Below are 13,594 nucleotides of genomic sequence, written 5' to 3'. Positions count from 1 at the left end.
CATACAGCGTAAGTTTTAAATACATTGGTTGAACAAGGAAATACAGTTATAGTTATTGAACATAATCTGGATATGATAAAAATCGCCGACCATATAATCGACTTAGGAGTTGAAGGTGGCGATGGTGGTGGAACTGTCGTTGTAACCGGAACACCGGAAGAAGTTGCTAAATGTGAAAAATCTTATACAGGACAATTTTTGAAAAAAATATTAGGGAAATAAAATTCTAGACTATAATCGATAAAATTAAAAAATACTTAATAGTTTCGATTATAGTCGATAAATTTATTGATTTATGTTTTATTTTCGTTTATAATAGATAAAAGGAGATGAGCATATGAATTATATTACTAGACCTAAATATATTAATAAAATAAAAAAATTTATAGATAAGCCGATTGTAAAAGTACTAACAGGAATGAGAAGAGTAGGAAAATCAACCATTCTATCGATTATTAAAGATGAAATGTTAATTAATGTTGAAAGCGAAAGAAAGATATATTGCAATTTTGAATCTATGAAATTTCTAGAAATTAATAATTCGATAAAATTTTTAGAATATTTAAAGCCTTATTTGAAAAACTCAAACAAAAAAATGTATTTTTTTTTCGATGAGATACAGATGGTTAAAGATTGGGAAAAAGTTGTTAACGGATTGTTAGTAGATTTTGATTGTGATATTTACATTACAGGTTCAAATTCAACTTTAATTTCAGGAGATATTTCTACTTTACTTGCTGGACGATATATAGAATTTGAAATTCAGCCATTTACATTTAGTGAGTTTGTTTGTGTTTTTAAAGAAGAAAATTTATCGAAAGAAGAATTATTTGATAGATTTATAAAAATAGGGGGAATGCCTTTTTTAAAATATTTTAATTTAGAAGAAATGCCAAGTTATAACTATTTAACAGATGTCTATAATACAGTTCTTATAAAAGATGTTTTGGAATATAATAGTATAAGAGATGTCGATTTGTTTAATAGAATTTTATCTTATGTAATTGAAAATATAGGTATGAATTTTTCTGCGAATAGTATAAAAAAATATTTTAAAAATGAAAATAGAGATGTTTCAGTTGATACAATTTTAAATTACTTGGAATATTGTAAAAAAGCATTTATTATAAAAAAAGTTTCAAGATATGATACTTTCGGGAAAAAACTTCTTAAAGTTGATGAGAAATATTATCTAACAGACCATGGATTTAGACAGGCTGTGGGATTTTCTAATATTAAGGATATTGAGCGTTCTCTTGAAAATATAGTTTTTATTGAATTGATTTCAAGAGGATATAATGTTGAAGTTGGTAGAGTAAAAGATAAAGAAATTGATTTTATCGCTAAGAAAAATGAAGAAATTTTTTATTATCAAGTTTCTTATTTAATGCCGACAGAATCAACAAGAGAAAGAGAATTTGGTGCATATAAGTTTGTAAATGATAATTATCCAAAATTTGTTTTGTCACTCGATAGTTTTGACTTTAGCCAACAAGGAATAATTCATAAAAATATAATAGATTTTTTATTGGAAGATTTAGATTAATTTAGGAGGAGAATATGCAAGAAAAATATATGTTAATATTAACAGATACTTTTGAAGAGATTGAGGCGTTAACTCAAGTTGATTTTTTGAGAAGAGCTGATATAAAAATTGATATGATTTCGATTACCGGAAAACTTCAAGTAACAAGTAACAGAGGAGTAACTGTTTTAGCTGATGATTTAATTGAAAATATAAGTTTAAAAGAGTATGCCGGAATAATTATTCCGGGCGGACTTCCTGCAGCTTTTGATATTAGAGATGATAAAAGAGTTTTGGATATTGTAAAGAAATTTAATGATGAGAAAAAACTTGTTTCTGCAATTTGTGCAGGGCCTTGTGTTCTTGCAAAAGCTGGTGTGTTATCCGGTAGAAATGCAGTAATATTTCCGGGAATGGAAAGTGAGTTGTTAGACGCAAATGTAAAAGAAGATGCAATTTGTATTGACGATAACATAATAACTGCAAGAGGAGCAGGGCTTGCTTTAGAATTTGCATATACTCTTATTAGAAAGATTAAAGGAAAAGTTCAAGAAAAACAAATTCGATTTGCATCTGTTGACCATTTGCTTAAGAGTTTTATCTTAAAGGAAGAAAATAAATAAATGAAAAATGAAAAAATAGAATTTAATTCGATGAAACTTGAGGAGCTTGAAGATTTATTTTTGAGTTTAGGAGAAAAAAAGTTTAGAGCTGAACAATTTTTTAGATTTATGCACCAAAAGAAAAATTATGAAATAGAAAATTGCAAACAACTTCCCAAGACTTTGATTGAAAAACTTAAAGGTATTGGATATATAAATACTTCAACAATTTACACAAAGTACGAATCGAAAATAGATAATACAAAAAAATATTTGATAAAACTTTTTGACAACAGAATAATAGAAACTGTTTTTATGGACTATGGTAGTTACTGTACTGTTTGTATTTCAAGTCAGGTCGGTTGTAGAATGGGTTGTACTTTTTGTGCATCTACAAAGGAAAATTTTAAGAGAAATTTAACTTCGGCAGAAATGTTAAACCAGATCTATTTAATAGAAAATGATTTGAATTTAACTGTAAATAATATCGTAATTATGGGAATTGGTGAGCCACTTGATAATTATAAAAATGTAATTGGCTTTTTAAAACTAATAAATTCTGAAAAAGGAAAAAATTTATCTCTTAGAAATATTACAATTTCAACTTGTGGTTTGGTTCACAATATTTATAAACTTGCTGATGAAAAGTTACCAGTAACACTTACTATTTCACTTCATAATCCTTTTCAAAAGGAAAGAAGAGAGATAATGCCGATTACAGATAGTTTTTCTATCGATGAGATATTAAAGGCTTGTAAATATTATTTTGATAAAACTTCAAGACGTGTTAGTTTTGAATATACGATAATAAAAGGACAAAATGATACAAGAGAGCATGCTTTGGAATTAAAAAATATTTTAAAAGGATTAAATTGCCACATAAATATAATTCCATTAAATTCCATAAAAGAATTTGACGGAGTTGCTCCAAGTACGAAATACATTTACGCATTTAAGTCAATGTTGGAAAATTATGGAATAAATGCAACGATTAGAAAAAAACAAGGTGATGATATAAATGGAGCTTGTGGACAACTTCGACAAGGTGTATTAGAAGATGAAGATTAAACTGACTGAGCAGGTCAGTTTTTTTGTAAAAATTTTTAAATTAATTAATAAATAAATATTTATTATTAAAAGTTTTTATAATTTGATAATTTTATTATTTGTAAATATCAATATTTACTAAAATTAATTATATAAAAAATTTATATATATGTATTTTATATAATAAGTAATATTTATTGATAAATGCTTATAAATATTGAAATTTTAATAAATTATAAAATAAGAAAAAATTATTTAGGCTATCAAATCAAATTTTTAAAATAATTATTATTGTGCTATAATGGGTAAAGATTAAATAATCTTTAATGATTATAAAGATTATTTATATTTTAAAATTGGAGGTTAGTATGAGTAAGTTTTATGAAGAGGCATTATTATTTGCCGAAAAACATATTTTGCCTTATGCAAAAGAGATTGATGAAAAGATGGAATTTCCTGTTGAATCTTTTAGAGAAATGGGGAAAGCTGGATATTTTAAATTGATGATTCCTACTGAACTTGGGGGATTAGGAAAAGGAATGACAGAGCATTCTGAAGCATGTAGGGCTTTTGCTAAAAGTAGTGCAACAGCCGGACTTTGTTATATGATGCATAATGTTTGTTTAAGTATTGTTTTGAAATATGCCAGCGATGAGCTAAAAAGCAAAATTGTTAAAGATGTTGTTGAAAATAATAAGTTTTTAGGATTTGCTTACTCAGAGTTTGGATCAGGTACAAATTTTTATCGACCTGATATTAAAGCTGAGTTTAATGATAAAGAAGTAATTTTAAATGGAACAAAGAGTATGGTTACATCTGCTGGACAGGCTTCTTATTATCTATTACTTTCTTCTTCAGAATCAGGTGAAGGAATTGATAACTGGATTGTTCCTATTGAAACTGAAGGTGTTGAATTTAAGAAAAGTGAATGGAAAGGTTTAGGAATGAGAGGAAATGTTTCTTGTCCTATGGAATTTGTAGATGCTCATTTGCCAAAATCATATAGAATAGGTAAAATTGGAGATGCTATGACTCATATTTTTGAAGTTGTTGCACCTTTCTTTATTACAGGTTTAGCTTCAGTTTATACAGGTGTTTGTGAAGCTGTTCTTTCAGAAGCGTTAAGTCATGCAACAAATAGGAAACATACTTTTGGTTCTAAACTTGCAGAATATGAAACTGTACAAACACATATTTCAAGAATATATTCTCAAACTAATGCTGCAATCTTAGGAACAAAAGAAGCAGCCAGAGCTGCTGATGCCGGAGAAAGTGATGCTATAGTGAAAATTATATCAGCTAGAATTTTTGCGTCAGAGGCTGCTATTGAAGTTGCAAGATTAGGAATGAGAGTTGGCGGAGGAAAAGCTTATAATAAAATGGGAATAATGGAAAGACTTTTAAGGGATTCTTATGCAGGACAAATTATGGCTCCAAGTGTTGATGTTTTGATTCTTTGGTTAGGAAGAGCTCTTTTAGGATTACCTTTAATCTAAATTTTAATTTTTTAATAAATAAGCTTTTTGCTTAGATTTATCTTAAATATTTAAAAAATAGGAGAAACATATATGAATAAATTAAAAGTCGGTGCAGTAGTTTATGCACCTAGAGTAACCGTTATTTGGGGAATAATCGCTGATTTCTTTAAAGGAGAAGGTTTTGAAATTGAACCTATTTATTATAAAGATTATAGATCACAAGTTGACGGACTTATTAAAGAAGAAATTGATGTTGCTTGGAATTCTCCTCTCGCTTGGTTGGATGCTAATTTAAGAACTAATGGGAAAGCATTAAATGGTTCTATGAGAGATACAGATAATGATCGTTCAACATATTTGGTTGTAAAAAAGTCTTCAAATATAAAATCTATGGAAGATTTAAAGGAAAAAATAATAGGTTTTGGAGCTGTTGATTCTCCTCAAGCCAGACTTATACCGATATATAATTTACATCAACATGGTCTTGAATTTAAAAAAGATTATGTTGAAAAAAGATTTGATATAGGAATTGGACTTCATGGAGATCATGTTGGTGGAGAATTGGATTCTGCAAAAGCTATGATTAATGGTGAAGTTGATGCAACTTGGATGTTAGATTTGAATTATGATGCATGGATATTAGATGGAACTATTGACAAAAATCAAGTTGATATAATTTATAAAACTCCTTTTTTTGATCATTGTATTTTTTCAGGAAGACCTAGTCTTGAAGTTGAAAAATTTGAAATGTTTGCGAAAATTTTACACAAAATGGATTACAACAATCCTGAACATAAAGAAATGATGGATATGGAAGGTTTAAAAAAATGGGTTGTTGGTAGAACAACAGGATTTGAGCAAATAAAAAATGCAAATGAATATATTAATTTTTTAGAAACTTTTTATAAGTAGGTATGAGATGAAAAAAACTTTTAAACCATTTACAACTTCTCTTATAGGAAGTCTGCCAAGAAGTAAAGAGGTAATGGCTTTGAAGAGAAGATTAAAATTTGATGTTGATTATAAAAAGGAATATGAGGATTTAATAAAAATTGAAACTGAAAAATTGGTTAAACTTCAAGAAAAATATTCAATAGATATAATAACTAATGGAGAATTGGCAAGAGATAATTATGTTTCTTTTGTAGCAGATAAGATAGATGGAGTTGTTATGATGAATATGGGCGATATGCTTGAATATATAGACGATAAACAGGCGTTCGAACAAATCTTGGAAACACTTGATGTTCCATCTGTTAGTATAAAAAATGCTATTTGTAATGGCGTTTTAAAATATAATAAAAGTTTAGTTTCTGATGAGATAAAATTTTTGAAAAAAATTACAACTTGTTCTGTTAAAGCAACTCTTCCTGGACCGTATCTTATGACAAGATCTATGTGGCTTCCGGCTCTTAGCAAAAAATTTTACAATAGTAAAGAAGAATTAGGTAAAGATGTAATAAAAATTTTAAAGCAAGAGATAGATAACTTAATAGAAGCTGGTGTTGATATAATTCAATTTGATGAACCTGTACTTACAGAAGTTGTTTTTTCTGAAGGGAAAACTCGATCTTTTATGTGTGCTGCTCTTTCTGAAAGAAAAGATCCTACAGAAGAGTTGATATTTGCAACTAGTTTGATAAAATGCGTTATGGATTATATGAAAGATAAACCTATACTTAGTTCACTTCATGTTTGTAGAGGAAACTGGAGTAAGAATGAGAGTATTTTGCTTGAAGGACCATATACTCCTCTTGTTCCTCTTTTTGAAGAAACATCTCCCAATATTTTGGCACTTGAATTTTCGACTCCTCGTGCAGGAGAACTTGATTCTTTATTATCAAGTGAAAAAATTAAAGAAAATTCAATTCTTGCACTTGGAGTTATAAATCCTAGGACAGACGTGATTGAAACAGCACAATCAATAATTGATAGAGCTAAAGAAGCATTGAAATTTATCCCCAAGGAAAAACTTTGGTTAAATCCGGATTGTGGCTTTGCTACTTTTTCAAATAGACCTGTAAATACATTTGAAATAATTGAAAAGAAGTTGGAACAATTACAAATAGCTAAAAATGCTTTAAGGGAAATGTATGAGTAGTTTATATGAATCATATAATTATGATGCTTCTTACAGGGCTATTGTAAGTTATAACGATGTTGTAAAAGTTTTTACAGAAAAAGATTTTATTGAAGTAAATTCTCAGATAAGTTTTGATATAGAAGATAGTAATAAAACTTCTTTTAATTATTTTGCAAGCTCAATTATTTCGGGGATAATTCACAATTTAATTTTTGTTTCAAAAAAACTTAATATAAAATTAGAGGATATTGAGGGAAAAATTAAAATAAAATTAAAAAATCCACTGACAATATTAGCTGTTAAAGGCTATTCAGAGGAAGCTAAAATTGATAGTTGTGATATCATAGTATATTTATTTTCAGATCTTGAAGATGATGAGTTAGTTGATTTTTGTAAGAAATCTTTAAATAGTTGTTTTATTTATAATACACTCAAGGATGTAATGGATATTAATATAAGATTTATTCCAATTTTATAAAAATATTAATAATAGACTTCAAATTTTTAATAAAAAGATTAATTATTTGAAGTCTTTTTTGATAGATGTTTTTAACAATATTAAAATTTATTAATATAGATTTTTTTATATTTTATGTAAAAAATTACAAACTAAATTAATTTAACAATTATGAAAAACGTTTTTTAAAATTTCTTTAAAAACTATTGAATTGTTTTTATAATAATGGTAAAATATATGTATAGTTTAAATATAAAATTTTTAGGAGGCGTATTATGGTAGAGAAAAACGTTACAATAAAAAATGAAACAGGTTTACATGCAAGACCTGCAGCATCTTTAGTTCAATTTGTTAAGAAGTTCGATGAAAGCATTGAAATTATTTTAGATAACAAGGTTGCAGATGCTAAGAGTATTTTTAATGTTATGAGCTTAGGTATTTCTAAAGGTACTGAAGTTACATTAAGAGTTGATGGGGAAAATGAAGAAAAAACTTTGGAAGAAGTTTTTAATTTCATTGAAAATTTAGCTGATTAATTTTTGAAATATAGCTTCTCTTTTTGAGGAGCTTTTTTTGGTGGTGCGTTATGAAAGTGTATGAGGGATTTTCTGTTTCTGACGGAATAGCTTATGGCAAGGCGATAACTGTTTGTTATGAGAGAAAATTTGTTCGTGATGAAATTTCTGATTGTGAGAAAGAAAATGAGATAGCGAGATTTGAAAGTTTGTTGTCAAGTTATTTGGAGTCTGAAAGGGTAAAGGCTGTTGACAAAAAACTCGAGAGTCTATTGAATGTTCATATTGAACTTATAGACGACCCTTATTTGAAAAATACGATAAAAAATAAAATTTTAGAAGAAAATAAGTCTTTAGAAAAGGCGATTGAGGAAACTTTTAATCAAATTTGTTTTGAGTTAAATAATCTTGAGTCTGACTATATGAGAGATAGGATTTATGATTATATTTCTATTCAAGAAGAGTTTATTAGGACTTTAACTTCAGCAAAAGATGTTGAAATTACTGAAAAAAAATTTATTTTATTTATAGAAAATTTATCTCCTAAAATAATTGATAAGTATAAAAATAGATTGCTTGGAATTGTATCTACAAATGGTGGAAAGACTTCTCATGCGTCTTTGTATGCAAAAAATTTACAAATTCCTTATATGATTTGTGATTCTTTGGATTTGAAAGAATTAAAAGATGAGAATTTTGATTGTATTTTAGACTGTGATGGTGAAAAAATATTTTTAAGTCCAAATGAAGATACAATCAGTTGTTATAAAAACTTACTTAAATCATCACAAAAAGAATTTTTAGATACTAATATAGTGAGAACAAGAAATAATAGATATATTAGAGTTTGTAGTAATATTTCAAGTTTTGAAGAATTTGAAGTTTCATTAAAAAATGGAACAGACGGATGTGGATTGTTTAGAACAGAATTCTTGTATATGTCTGACGATTCTCCGACTGAAGAATATCAATTTGAAATTTTTAAAAAACTTGCAGAAAGTACAGATAAACCGATTATTATTAGAACTTTTGATATTGGTGCTGATAAAAAGTCTAAATTTTTTAGATTAGATGAAGAAAAAAATCCGTTTTTAGGGCTTCGTGGTTTTAGAATTTATAAAGAGTTCCATAAGGAGCTTAGGAAACATTTAAGAGCAATTTTAAGGGCGTCAGCTTTTGGAAATTTAAAGATTATGATTCCTATGATAACTACTTTGGAAGAAATTTTGTGGATAAAAAATGAAATATTAAAAATCAAAGATGAATTGAAAGAAGAAAGAGTTGATTTTGATGAGGATATTGAATTTGGGATAATGATTGAAACACCGGCATCTGTTTTTCTTTTTGATATTTTAGTTAAAGAGGTTGATTTTGTAAGCATTGGAACTAATGACCTTGTTCAATATATGCTTGCTTGTGATAGAGAAAATTCCAAGATGCAACTACTTTATGATTGTTATGACCCTTCTGTTATTCGTTCTATTCATAGGGTTGTCGATATTGCACATAGAAATGGAAAGAGAGTTTCTATGTGTGGAAATTTTGCAAGTGAATTGGACGCTGTTGAGCTTTTAATTTTACTTGGAATTGATGAATTTAGTGTTACTAATGATGTTTTACAAAAAATAAAGAAGAGAATAAAATTGTTCGACCAAAATAATTATTTAGACTTCTTTGAAAATATAAATAAGTTTAAAACAGGACGTTCTGTACTATATTATTTTGACAACAAATAGAACAAATAAGGCAAATATTAAGTTATTGAAATATTTTTGTAATGTTTTTGTAACTTTTTTGCTTTTTTTACTACATTTTGTAATTTTTGTGTTATAATAATACCGATGATTAATTAAAATAAATTTGAGGTGATATTTTGTTAGAATTTATAGAAGTAAATAAAACATATACAAATGATGTTTGTGCTTTGAAGAATCTTAGTTTTAAAATAGAGGACGGAGAGTTTGTGTTTTTAATAGGAGCAAGTGGTGCGGGAAAAACAAGTATCATAAAAATGCTTTTAAGAGAAATTAAACCTACTTCAGGACAAATAATTGTTGATAATGTAAATATAGTTGAATTGAGAAATAGAAAAATTCCACAACTTAGAAGAACAATGGGAGTTGTATTCCAAGACTTTAGATTGTTAGAGGGAAAGACGGTTTTCGACAATATAAAGTATCCATTACAAATTCTAGGTGTTTCAAAGAAAGAAATTAACGAAAGAGTAACTGAACTTTTAGAATTAGTTGGACTTTCTGATAGGGCGAATGCATTCCCTAATCAATTATCAGGTGGGGAACAACAAAGAATTTGTATTGCAAGAGCCATTGTAAATAAACCAAAATATTTAATCGCTGATGAGCCTACAGGTAATTTGGACCCTAATACTTCAGAAGAAATTATGAGGGCGCTGTTAGATGTAAACGCAAGTGGAACTACTGTAATTGTTTCTACACATGATAAGGATATAGTTAATAAACTTAAAAAGAGAGTTATTAGTATGAATCATGGAGAAATGGTAAACGATGAAGAGCATGGAGGTTATTTTGATGAGTTCAATTAGAAGATTTTTCTCTGCAATAGGAGAGGGCTTAGTTGGTATTTGGAGAAATAAATCTATGGGTCTTGCGTCAATAGTTTCTATTTGTTCGATGCTTTTAATCCTTGGAGGAATTACTTTTGGGGTTTTTGTTGCAAATAATATTGTAAATGATATGAAAACAAAGGTTGACCAAATTGATATTATTTTGGAACCGGAAGTTGCTCCTGCTAGAGTTAGAGAGATAAAAAAAGAATTACAAAAAATTGAAAATATAAAAGATGTTAAATATGTTTCAAAAGAAGAAGCACTTTCTAAAATGAAAGAACAATGGAAAGAAAATTCATTTCTATTAGATGGAATGGAATCTGCGCTTCCTGAAAGTTACGAAGTAAAAGTTGAAAGTATAGAAAATTCAACAACTGTTGCATCAAGTATTTCTAATATAAAAGATGTTGAAAAAGTTGTTTATTATAAGGATATAGTTGACAAGATAACAAAGATGTCTCAAATTGTAAAATATGTTGGGATTTCATTAGTAGGCGTACTGTTATTAGTTAGTTTCTTTATAATGTCTATAACAATAAAACTTACTGTTATTGCAAGAAGAAAAGAGATAAGCATAAAGAAGTACATAGGAGCAACAAATATGAGTATAACGGGACCTTTTGTTGTCGAGGGAATGGTACTGGGTTTGCTTGGTGCCGGAGTATCTTTTTCTATGATATTCTTTGCTTATAAATATGTTTATGAAAGTCTTACTTGGGGAATCGGAAATATATTTTATAACTATCTTCTACCTTTAAATACATTTGGATATTATGTAGCCGTTGCATATTTTGGAATAGGTATAGGTATTGGAGTTTTAGCATCAATATTCTCAAGTAGAAAGTATATGAAAGTATAGGTGATTGATATGAAAAAGAAAAGATTTTTAGCGTTATTACTTTTGTTTTCAATGTTAGGTTCTGGAGCAGTTTCTTATGCTGATAAAGTTGAAGATTTGAAAAAAGAAAAACAAAATCAAGAACAAAATTTAGAAAATAAGAAAAAATCAATTGAAGATATGACTACTGAAAAAGATTCAGCTTTTAAAGAAATTGTTGAAAAGCAAAAACTTATTGATCAGTTAGATAAAGATCTTACAGATTTGGAAGATGCGATAAATAAATTATCCGATGAAATTCAAGCGTCAAAAGAAAAGATTAAAGTTTTAGAGGAAAGAATTAAAAAGAATGAGGACCTTTTCAAAAAAAGAGTTCGTGTAATGTACGGAAATAAAGATTTGAATTCTATTGAAGTATTATTTTCTGCATCAGATATAAGAGATTTTATTTCAAGATATTTTATGATGCAATCAATCGCTGATTATGATAAAAAATTAATTACAAGTTTAAAAAATGATAAGGCAACTTTGGTTAAAGAAAAAGAAAATCTTGAGGCTAGAAAAGAAGAAAAAGTGGCTAAAAAGAAAGAAATGGAAATAAAATATCAAACATATACTGAAGAAGTTGCAAAAAATAAACAACGTATTGCAAAGTTGGAAGAAAGTATAGAGTTTACAAAATCAGAAGTTGATAAATTACAAAATAAAGTTAAGAATTTAGATGCAAATATAAGTTTTGAGGAAAAAGTAAAAGCTGATATTTTAAGAGGAATGAATGAAAAGAAAATTCAACAAGGTATAGATAGTGGAGAAATAAAAGCACGTCCTTCAAACGGAGAAATGATGTGGCCATTAAGTGGATATTATTCAATCTCAAGTCCATTTGGATGGAGAAATGCACCTATTGGTAGTGGTGGAGAAAGACATAGAGGAATTGATATTCCGGCTCCAACAGGAACACCTGTATATTCTGCAACAGATGGAGTTGTAATTTCTTCAGGTTGGAATGGAAGTTATGGTAATGCTGTTATGATTCAATATACAAATAATATTGTTATTGTATATGGACATAATTCAAGTTTAGTAGTTAGTGCCGGTCAAAGAGTAAGTAAAGGACAAGTTATTTCTTTGGTAGGTTCAACAGGAAATTCAACAGGACCACATTTGCATTTTGAAGTAAGATACAATGGTTATCCGGTTGATCCTCTTAAATATTTGAATCACTAGGAGAAATAATTTATGATAAAAAATAAAAAATTGGTATCTTTTTTAGTTTTATTGATATTTGTGTGTTCATTTATATCATATAAGGCTGGAAAGAATTCATCAACATTATCAATTCAAAACAGTTCGAGTGGGGGAGCCTTAGATTATGGAAGTTTCCAACCTTTTGTAGATGCTATAAAAGATAAATATTATTTTGATATTGATTATGATAAGATGAATACTGAAATAAAGAAAGCAATATTTTCTTCTTTAGGCGACCCTTATACTCAATATATGACTGAAAAAGATATGAAGGAACTTAAAAAGACTAGTACAGGTAAATTTATTGGGATAGGTGTTCAGGTTAGTGTAAATGATAAAGGAGAAGTAGTTGTTGTTGCTCCTATAAAAGGTGGACCTAGTCAAAAGGCGGGTATATTAGCAGAAGATGTCATTTTAAAAGTTAATGATGAAGAAATTAAAAAGAATGATTTAGAGTCAACTGTTAAGATGATGAGAGGAAATGAAGAAATCGGTTCAGATGTTAAGGTTACAGTTAGAAGAATTGTAGATTCTAAAGAGAGTATTTTAGATTTTAATATAAAAAGAGAAGAAATAACAACTGAATCTGTAATTTCAAAACTTTTAGATAATGGAATGTTATATGTTCAAATTACTAATTTTGCTGAAAAAACAGGAGCTGATTTTGAAAAAGCTATTGATGAGGGAATGAGTAAAGGGGCAAAATCTTTAATCATTGACCTTAGAAATAATCCGGGAGGATTGTTAACAGCGGTTAGACAAGTAGCTGATAAACTTTTACCAGAGGCTACTATAATGAAAATTGTAGATAGTAAAGGAAAAGAAACTTTTGAAAAGGCAACAGGCAAAGGACTTAATATTCCAATTGTTGTTTTGATTAATAAAGGTTCAGCATCAGCCTCAGAGGTTTTAAGTGTTGCACTTCATGACAACAAAAAAGCTACATTAGTTGGAGAAAAATCTTTTGGTAAAGGAATTATTCAATCAATCTTCCCTATAAATAATGGTGGAAAGACTGAAGGAATAAAAATGACTGTTGCTGAATATTTTGGACCTAACGGAACAAAAATTCATAAAGTAGGATTGGAACCTGATTATAAGATTGAACAAAAAAATAATTCTAAAATTGGAATAGAACATTTGAATGAAGATAAACAATTACAAAAAGCGTTGGATTTATTAAAATAAACTTTGCAAATTATTGTTAGTTGTTA

The 13,594-nt window shown here is 28.1% G+C and carries 13 protein-coding genes and 1 pseudogene; all 14 read left to right on the top strand.

Annotated features, from left to right (window positions below; genetic code table 11):
* Positions 1 to 12: 12 nt before the first annotated feature.
* Positions 13 to 222 (top strand): annotated as a pseudogene (locus tag ACKTSI_RS05230) (excinuclease ABC subunit A); the annotation flags it as partial.
* Positions 223 to 337: 115 nt separating this feature from the next.
* Positions 338 to 1,546, top strand: a complete 1,209-nt coding sequence (locus ACKTSI_RS05225; protein ID WP_407862634.1) for an ATP-binding protein — start codon at positions 338 to 340, stop codon at positions 1,544 to 1,546.
* A gap of 14 nt (positions 1,547 to 1,560) precedes the next feature.
* Positions 1,561 to 2,148, top strand: a complete 588-nt coding sequence (locus ACKTSI_RS05220; RefSeq protein WP_068472980.1) for a DJ-1 family glyoxalase III — start codon at positions 1,561 to 1,563, stop codon at positions 2,146 to 2,148.
* Positions 2,149 to 3,195, top strand: coding sequence for a 23S rRNA (adenine(2503)-C(2))-methyltransferase RlmN (gene rlmN, locus ACKTSI_RS05215; RefSeq protein WP_407862633.1), 1,047 nt, complete (start codon positions 2,149 to 2,151; stop codon positions 3,193 to 3,195). It abuts the gene before it with no gap.
* Positions 3,196 to 3,542: 347 nt separating this feature from the next.
* On the top strand, positions 3,543 to 4,670 hold the full coding sequence (locus ACKTSI_RS05210; protein WP_288979592.1) for an acyl-CoA dehydrogenase family protein: 1,128 nt from the start codon (positions 3,543 to 3,545) through the stop codon (positions 4,668 to 4,670).
* Between the two features lie 72 nt (positions 4,671 to 4,742).
* Positions 4,743 to 5,564 carry a phosphate/phosphite/phosphonate ABC transporter substrate-binding protein gene (locus ACKTSI_RS05205; RefSeq protein WP_407862632.1) on the top strand — a complete coding sequence of 274 codons (822 nt, stop codon included), beginning with the start codon at positions 4,743 to 4,745 and terminating at the stop codon, positions 5,562 to 5,564.
* 7 nt (positions 5,565 to 5,571) lie between these two features.
* A complete protein-coding gene (locus ACKTSI_RS05200) occupies positions 5,572 to 6,753 on the top strand; it encodes a cobalamin-independent methionine synthase II family protein (RefSeq protein ID WP_068472968.1) in 1,182 nt (393 codons plus the stop codon).
* Positions 6,746 to 7,213 (top strand): OsmC family protein, encoded by a 468-nt coding sequence (locus ACKTSI_RS05195; protein WP_068472965.1) that lies wholly within the window; start codon positions 6,746 to 6,748, stop codon positions 7,211 to 7,213. The genes ACKTSI_RS05200 and ACKTSI_RS05195 overlap by 8 nt, the downstream gene beginning before the upstream one ends.
* 254 nt (positions 7,214 to 7,467) lie before the next feature.
* Positions 7,468 to 7,728, top strand: a complete 261-nt coding sequence (locus ACKTSI_RS05190) for an HPr family phosphocarrier protein (RefSeq protein WP_068472963.1) — start codon at positions 7,468 to 7,470, stop codon at positions 7,726 to 7,728.
* 50 nt (positions 7,729 to 7,778) lie between these two features.
* A complete protein-coding gene (ptsP, locus tag ACKTSI_RS05185; RefSeq protein ID WP_407862631.1) occupies positions 7,779 to 9,443 on the top strand; it encodes a phosphoenolpyruvate--protein phosphotransferase in 1,665 nt (554 codons plus the stop codon).
* A 137-nt stretch (positions 9,444 to 9,580) separates the two neighbouring features.
* Positions 9,581 to 10,270 (top strand): cell division ATP-binding protein FtsE, encoded by a 690-nt coding sequence (ftsE, locus tag ACKTSI_RS05180; RefSeq protein WP_201274999.1) that lies wholly within the window; start codon positions 9,581 to 9,583, stop codon positions 10,268 to 10,270.
* On the top strand, positions 10,257 to 11,153 hold the full coding sequence (ftsX, locus tag ACKTSI_RS05175) for a permease-like cell division protein FtsX (protein ID WP_201275000.1): 897 nt from the start codon (positions 10,257 to 10,259) through the stop codon (positions 11,151 to 11,153). The genes ftsE and ftsX overlap by 14 nt, the downstream gene beginning before the upstream one ends.
* Positions 11,154 to 11,162: 9 nt before the next feature.
* Positions 11,163 to 12,359 (top strand): murein hydrolase activator EnvC family protein, encoded by a 1,197-nt coding sequence (locus tag ACKTSI_RS05170; RefSeq protein WP_407862630.1) that lies wholly within the window; start codon positions 11,163 to 11,165, stop codon positions 12,357 to 12,359.
* A gap of 12 nt (positions 12,360 to 12,371) precedes the next feature.
* The gene (locus tag ACKTSI_RS05165) at positions 12,372 to 13,568 is read left to right on the top strand and encodes a S41 family peptidase (protein ID WP_407862629.1); all 1,197 of its coding nucleotides are present in this window, start codon (positions 12,372 to 12,374) and stop codon (positions 13,566 to 13,568) included.
* Positions 13,569 to 13,594: the final 26 nt, after the last annotated feature.

The sequence above is a fragment of the Parvimonas parva genome, assembly GCF_045866535.1.
In the GTDB taxonomy this organism is placed as follows: domain Bacteria; phylum Bacillota; class Clostridia; order Tissierellales; family Peptoniphilaceae; genus Parvimonas; species Parvimonas parva.
This window is presented reverse-complemented; position numbering and strand designations above follow the sequence as displayed.

What these genes read in the sequence shown, in the direction of transcription:
- ACKTSI_RS05225 (WP_407862634.1), top strand. Translation starts at nt 338, where the DNA reads ATGAATTATATTACTAGACCTAAATATATTAATAAAATAAAAAAATTT.
- ACKTSI_RS05220 (WP_068472980.1), top strand. Translation starts at nt 1,561, where the DNA reads ATGCAAGAAAAATATATGTTAATATTAACAGATACTTTTGAAGAGATT.
- rlmN (WP_407862633.1), top strand. Translation starts at nt 2,149, where the DNA reads ATGAAAAATGAAAAAATAGAATTTAATTCGATGAAACTTGAGGAGCTT.
- ACKTSI_RS05210 (WP_288979592.1), top strand. Translation starts at nt 3,543, where the DNA reads ATGAGTAAGTTTTATGAAGAGGCATTATTATTTGCCGAAAAACATATT.
- ACKTSI_RS05205 (WP_407862632.1), top strand. Translation starts at nt 4,743, where the DNA reads ATGAATAAATTAAAAGTCGGTGCAGTAGTTTATGCACCTAGAGTAACC.
- ACKTSI_RS05200 (WP_068472968.1), top strand. Translation starts at nt 5,572, where the DNA reads ATGAAAAAAACTTTTAAACCATTTACAACTTCTCTTATAGGAAGTCTG.
- ACKTSI_RS05195 (WP_068472965.1), top strand. Translation starts at nt 6,746, where the DNA reads ATGAGTAGTTTATATGAATCATATAATTATGATGCTTCTTACAGGGCT.
- ACKTSI_RS05190 (WP_068472963.1), top strand. Translation starts at nt 7,468, where the DNA reads ATGGTAGAGAAAAACGTTACAATAAAAAATGAAACAGGTTTACATGCA.
- ptsP (WP_407862631.1), top strand. Translation starts at nt 7,779, where the DNA reads ATGAAAGTGTATGAGGGATTTTCTGTTTCTGACGGAATAGCTTATGGC.
- ftsX (WP_201275000.1), top strand. Translation starts at nt 10,257, where the DNA reads ATGAGTTCAATTAGAAGATTTTTCTCTGCAATAGGAGAGGGCTTAGTT.
- ACKTSI_RS05170 (WP_407862630.1), top strand. Translation starts at nt 11,163, where the DNA reads ATGAAAAAGAAAAGATTTTTAGCGTTATTACTTTTGTTTTCAATGTTA.
- ACKTSI_RS05165 (WP_407862629.1), top strand. Translation starts at nt 12,372, where the DNA reads ATGATAAAAAATAAAAAATTGGTATCTTTTTTAGTTTTATTGATATTT.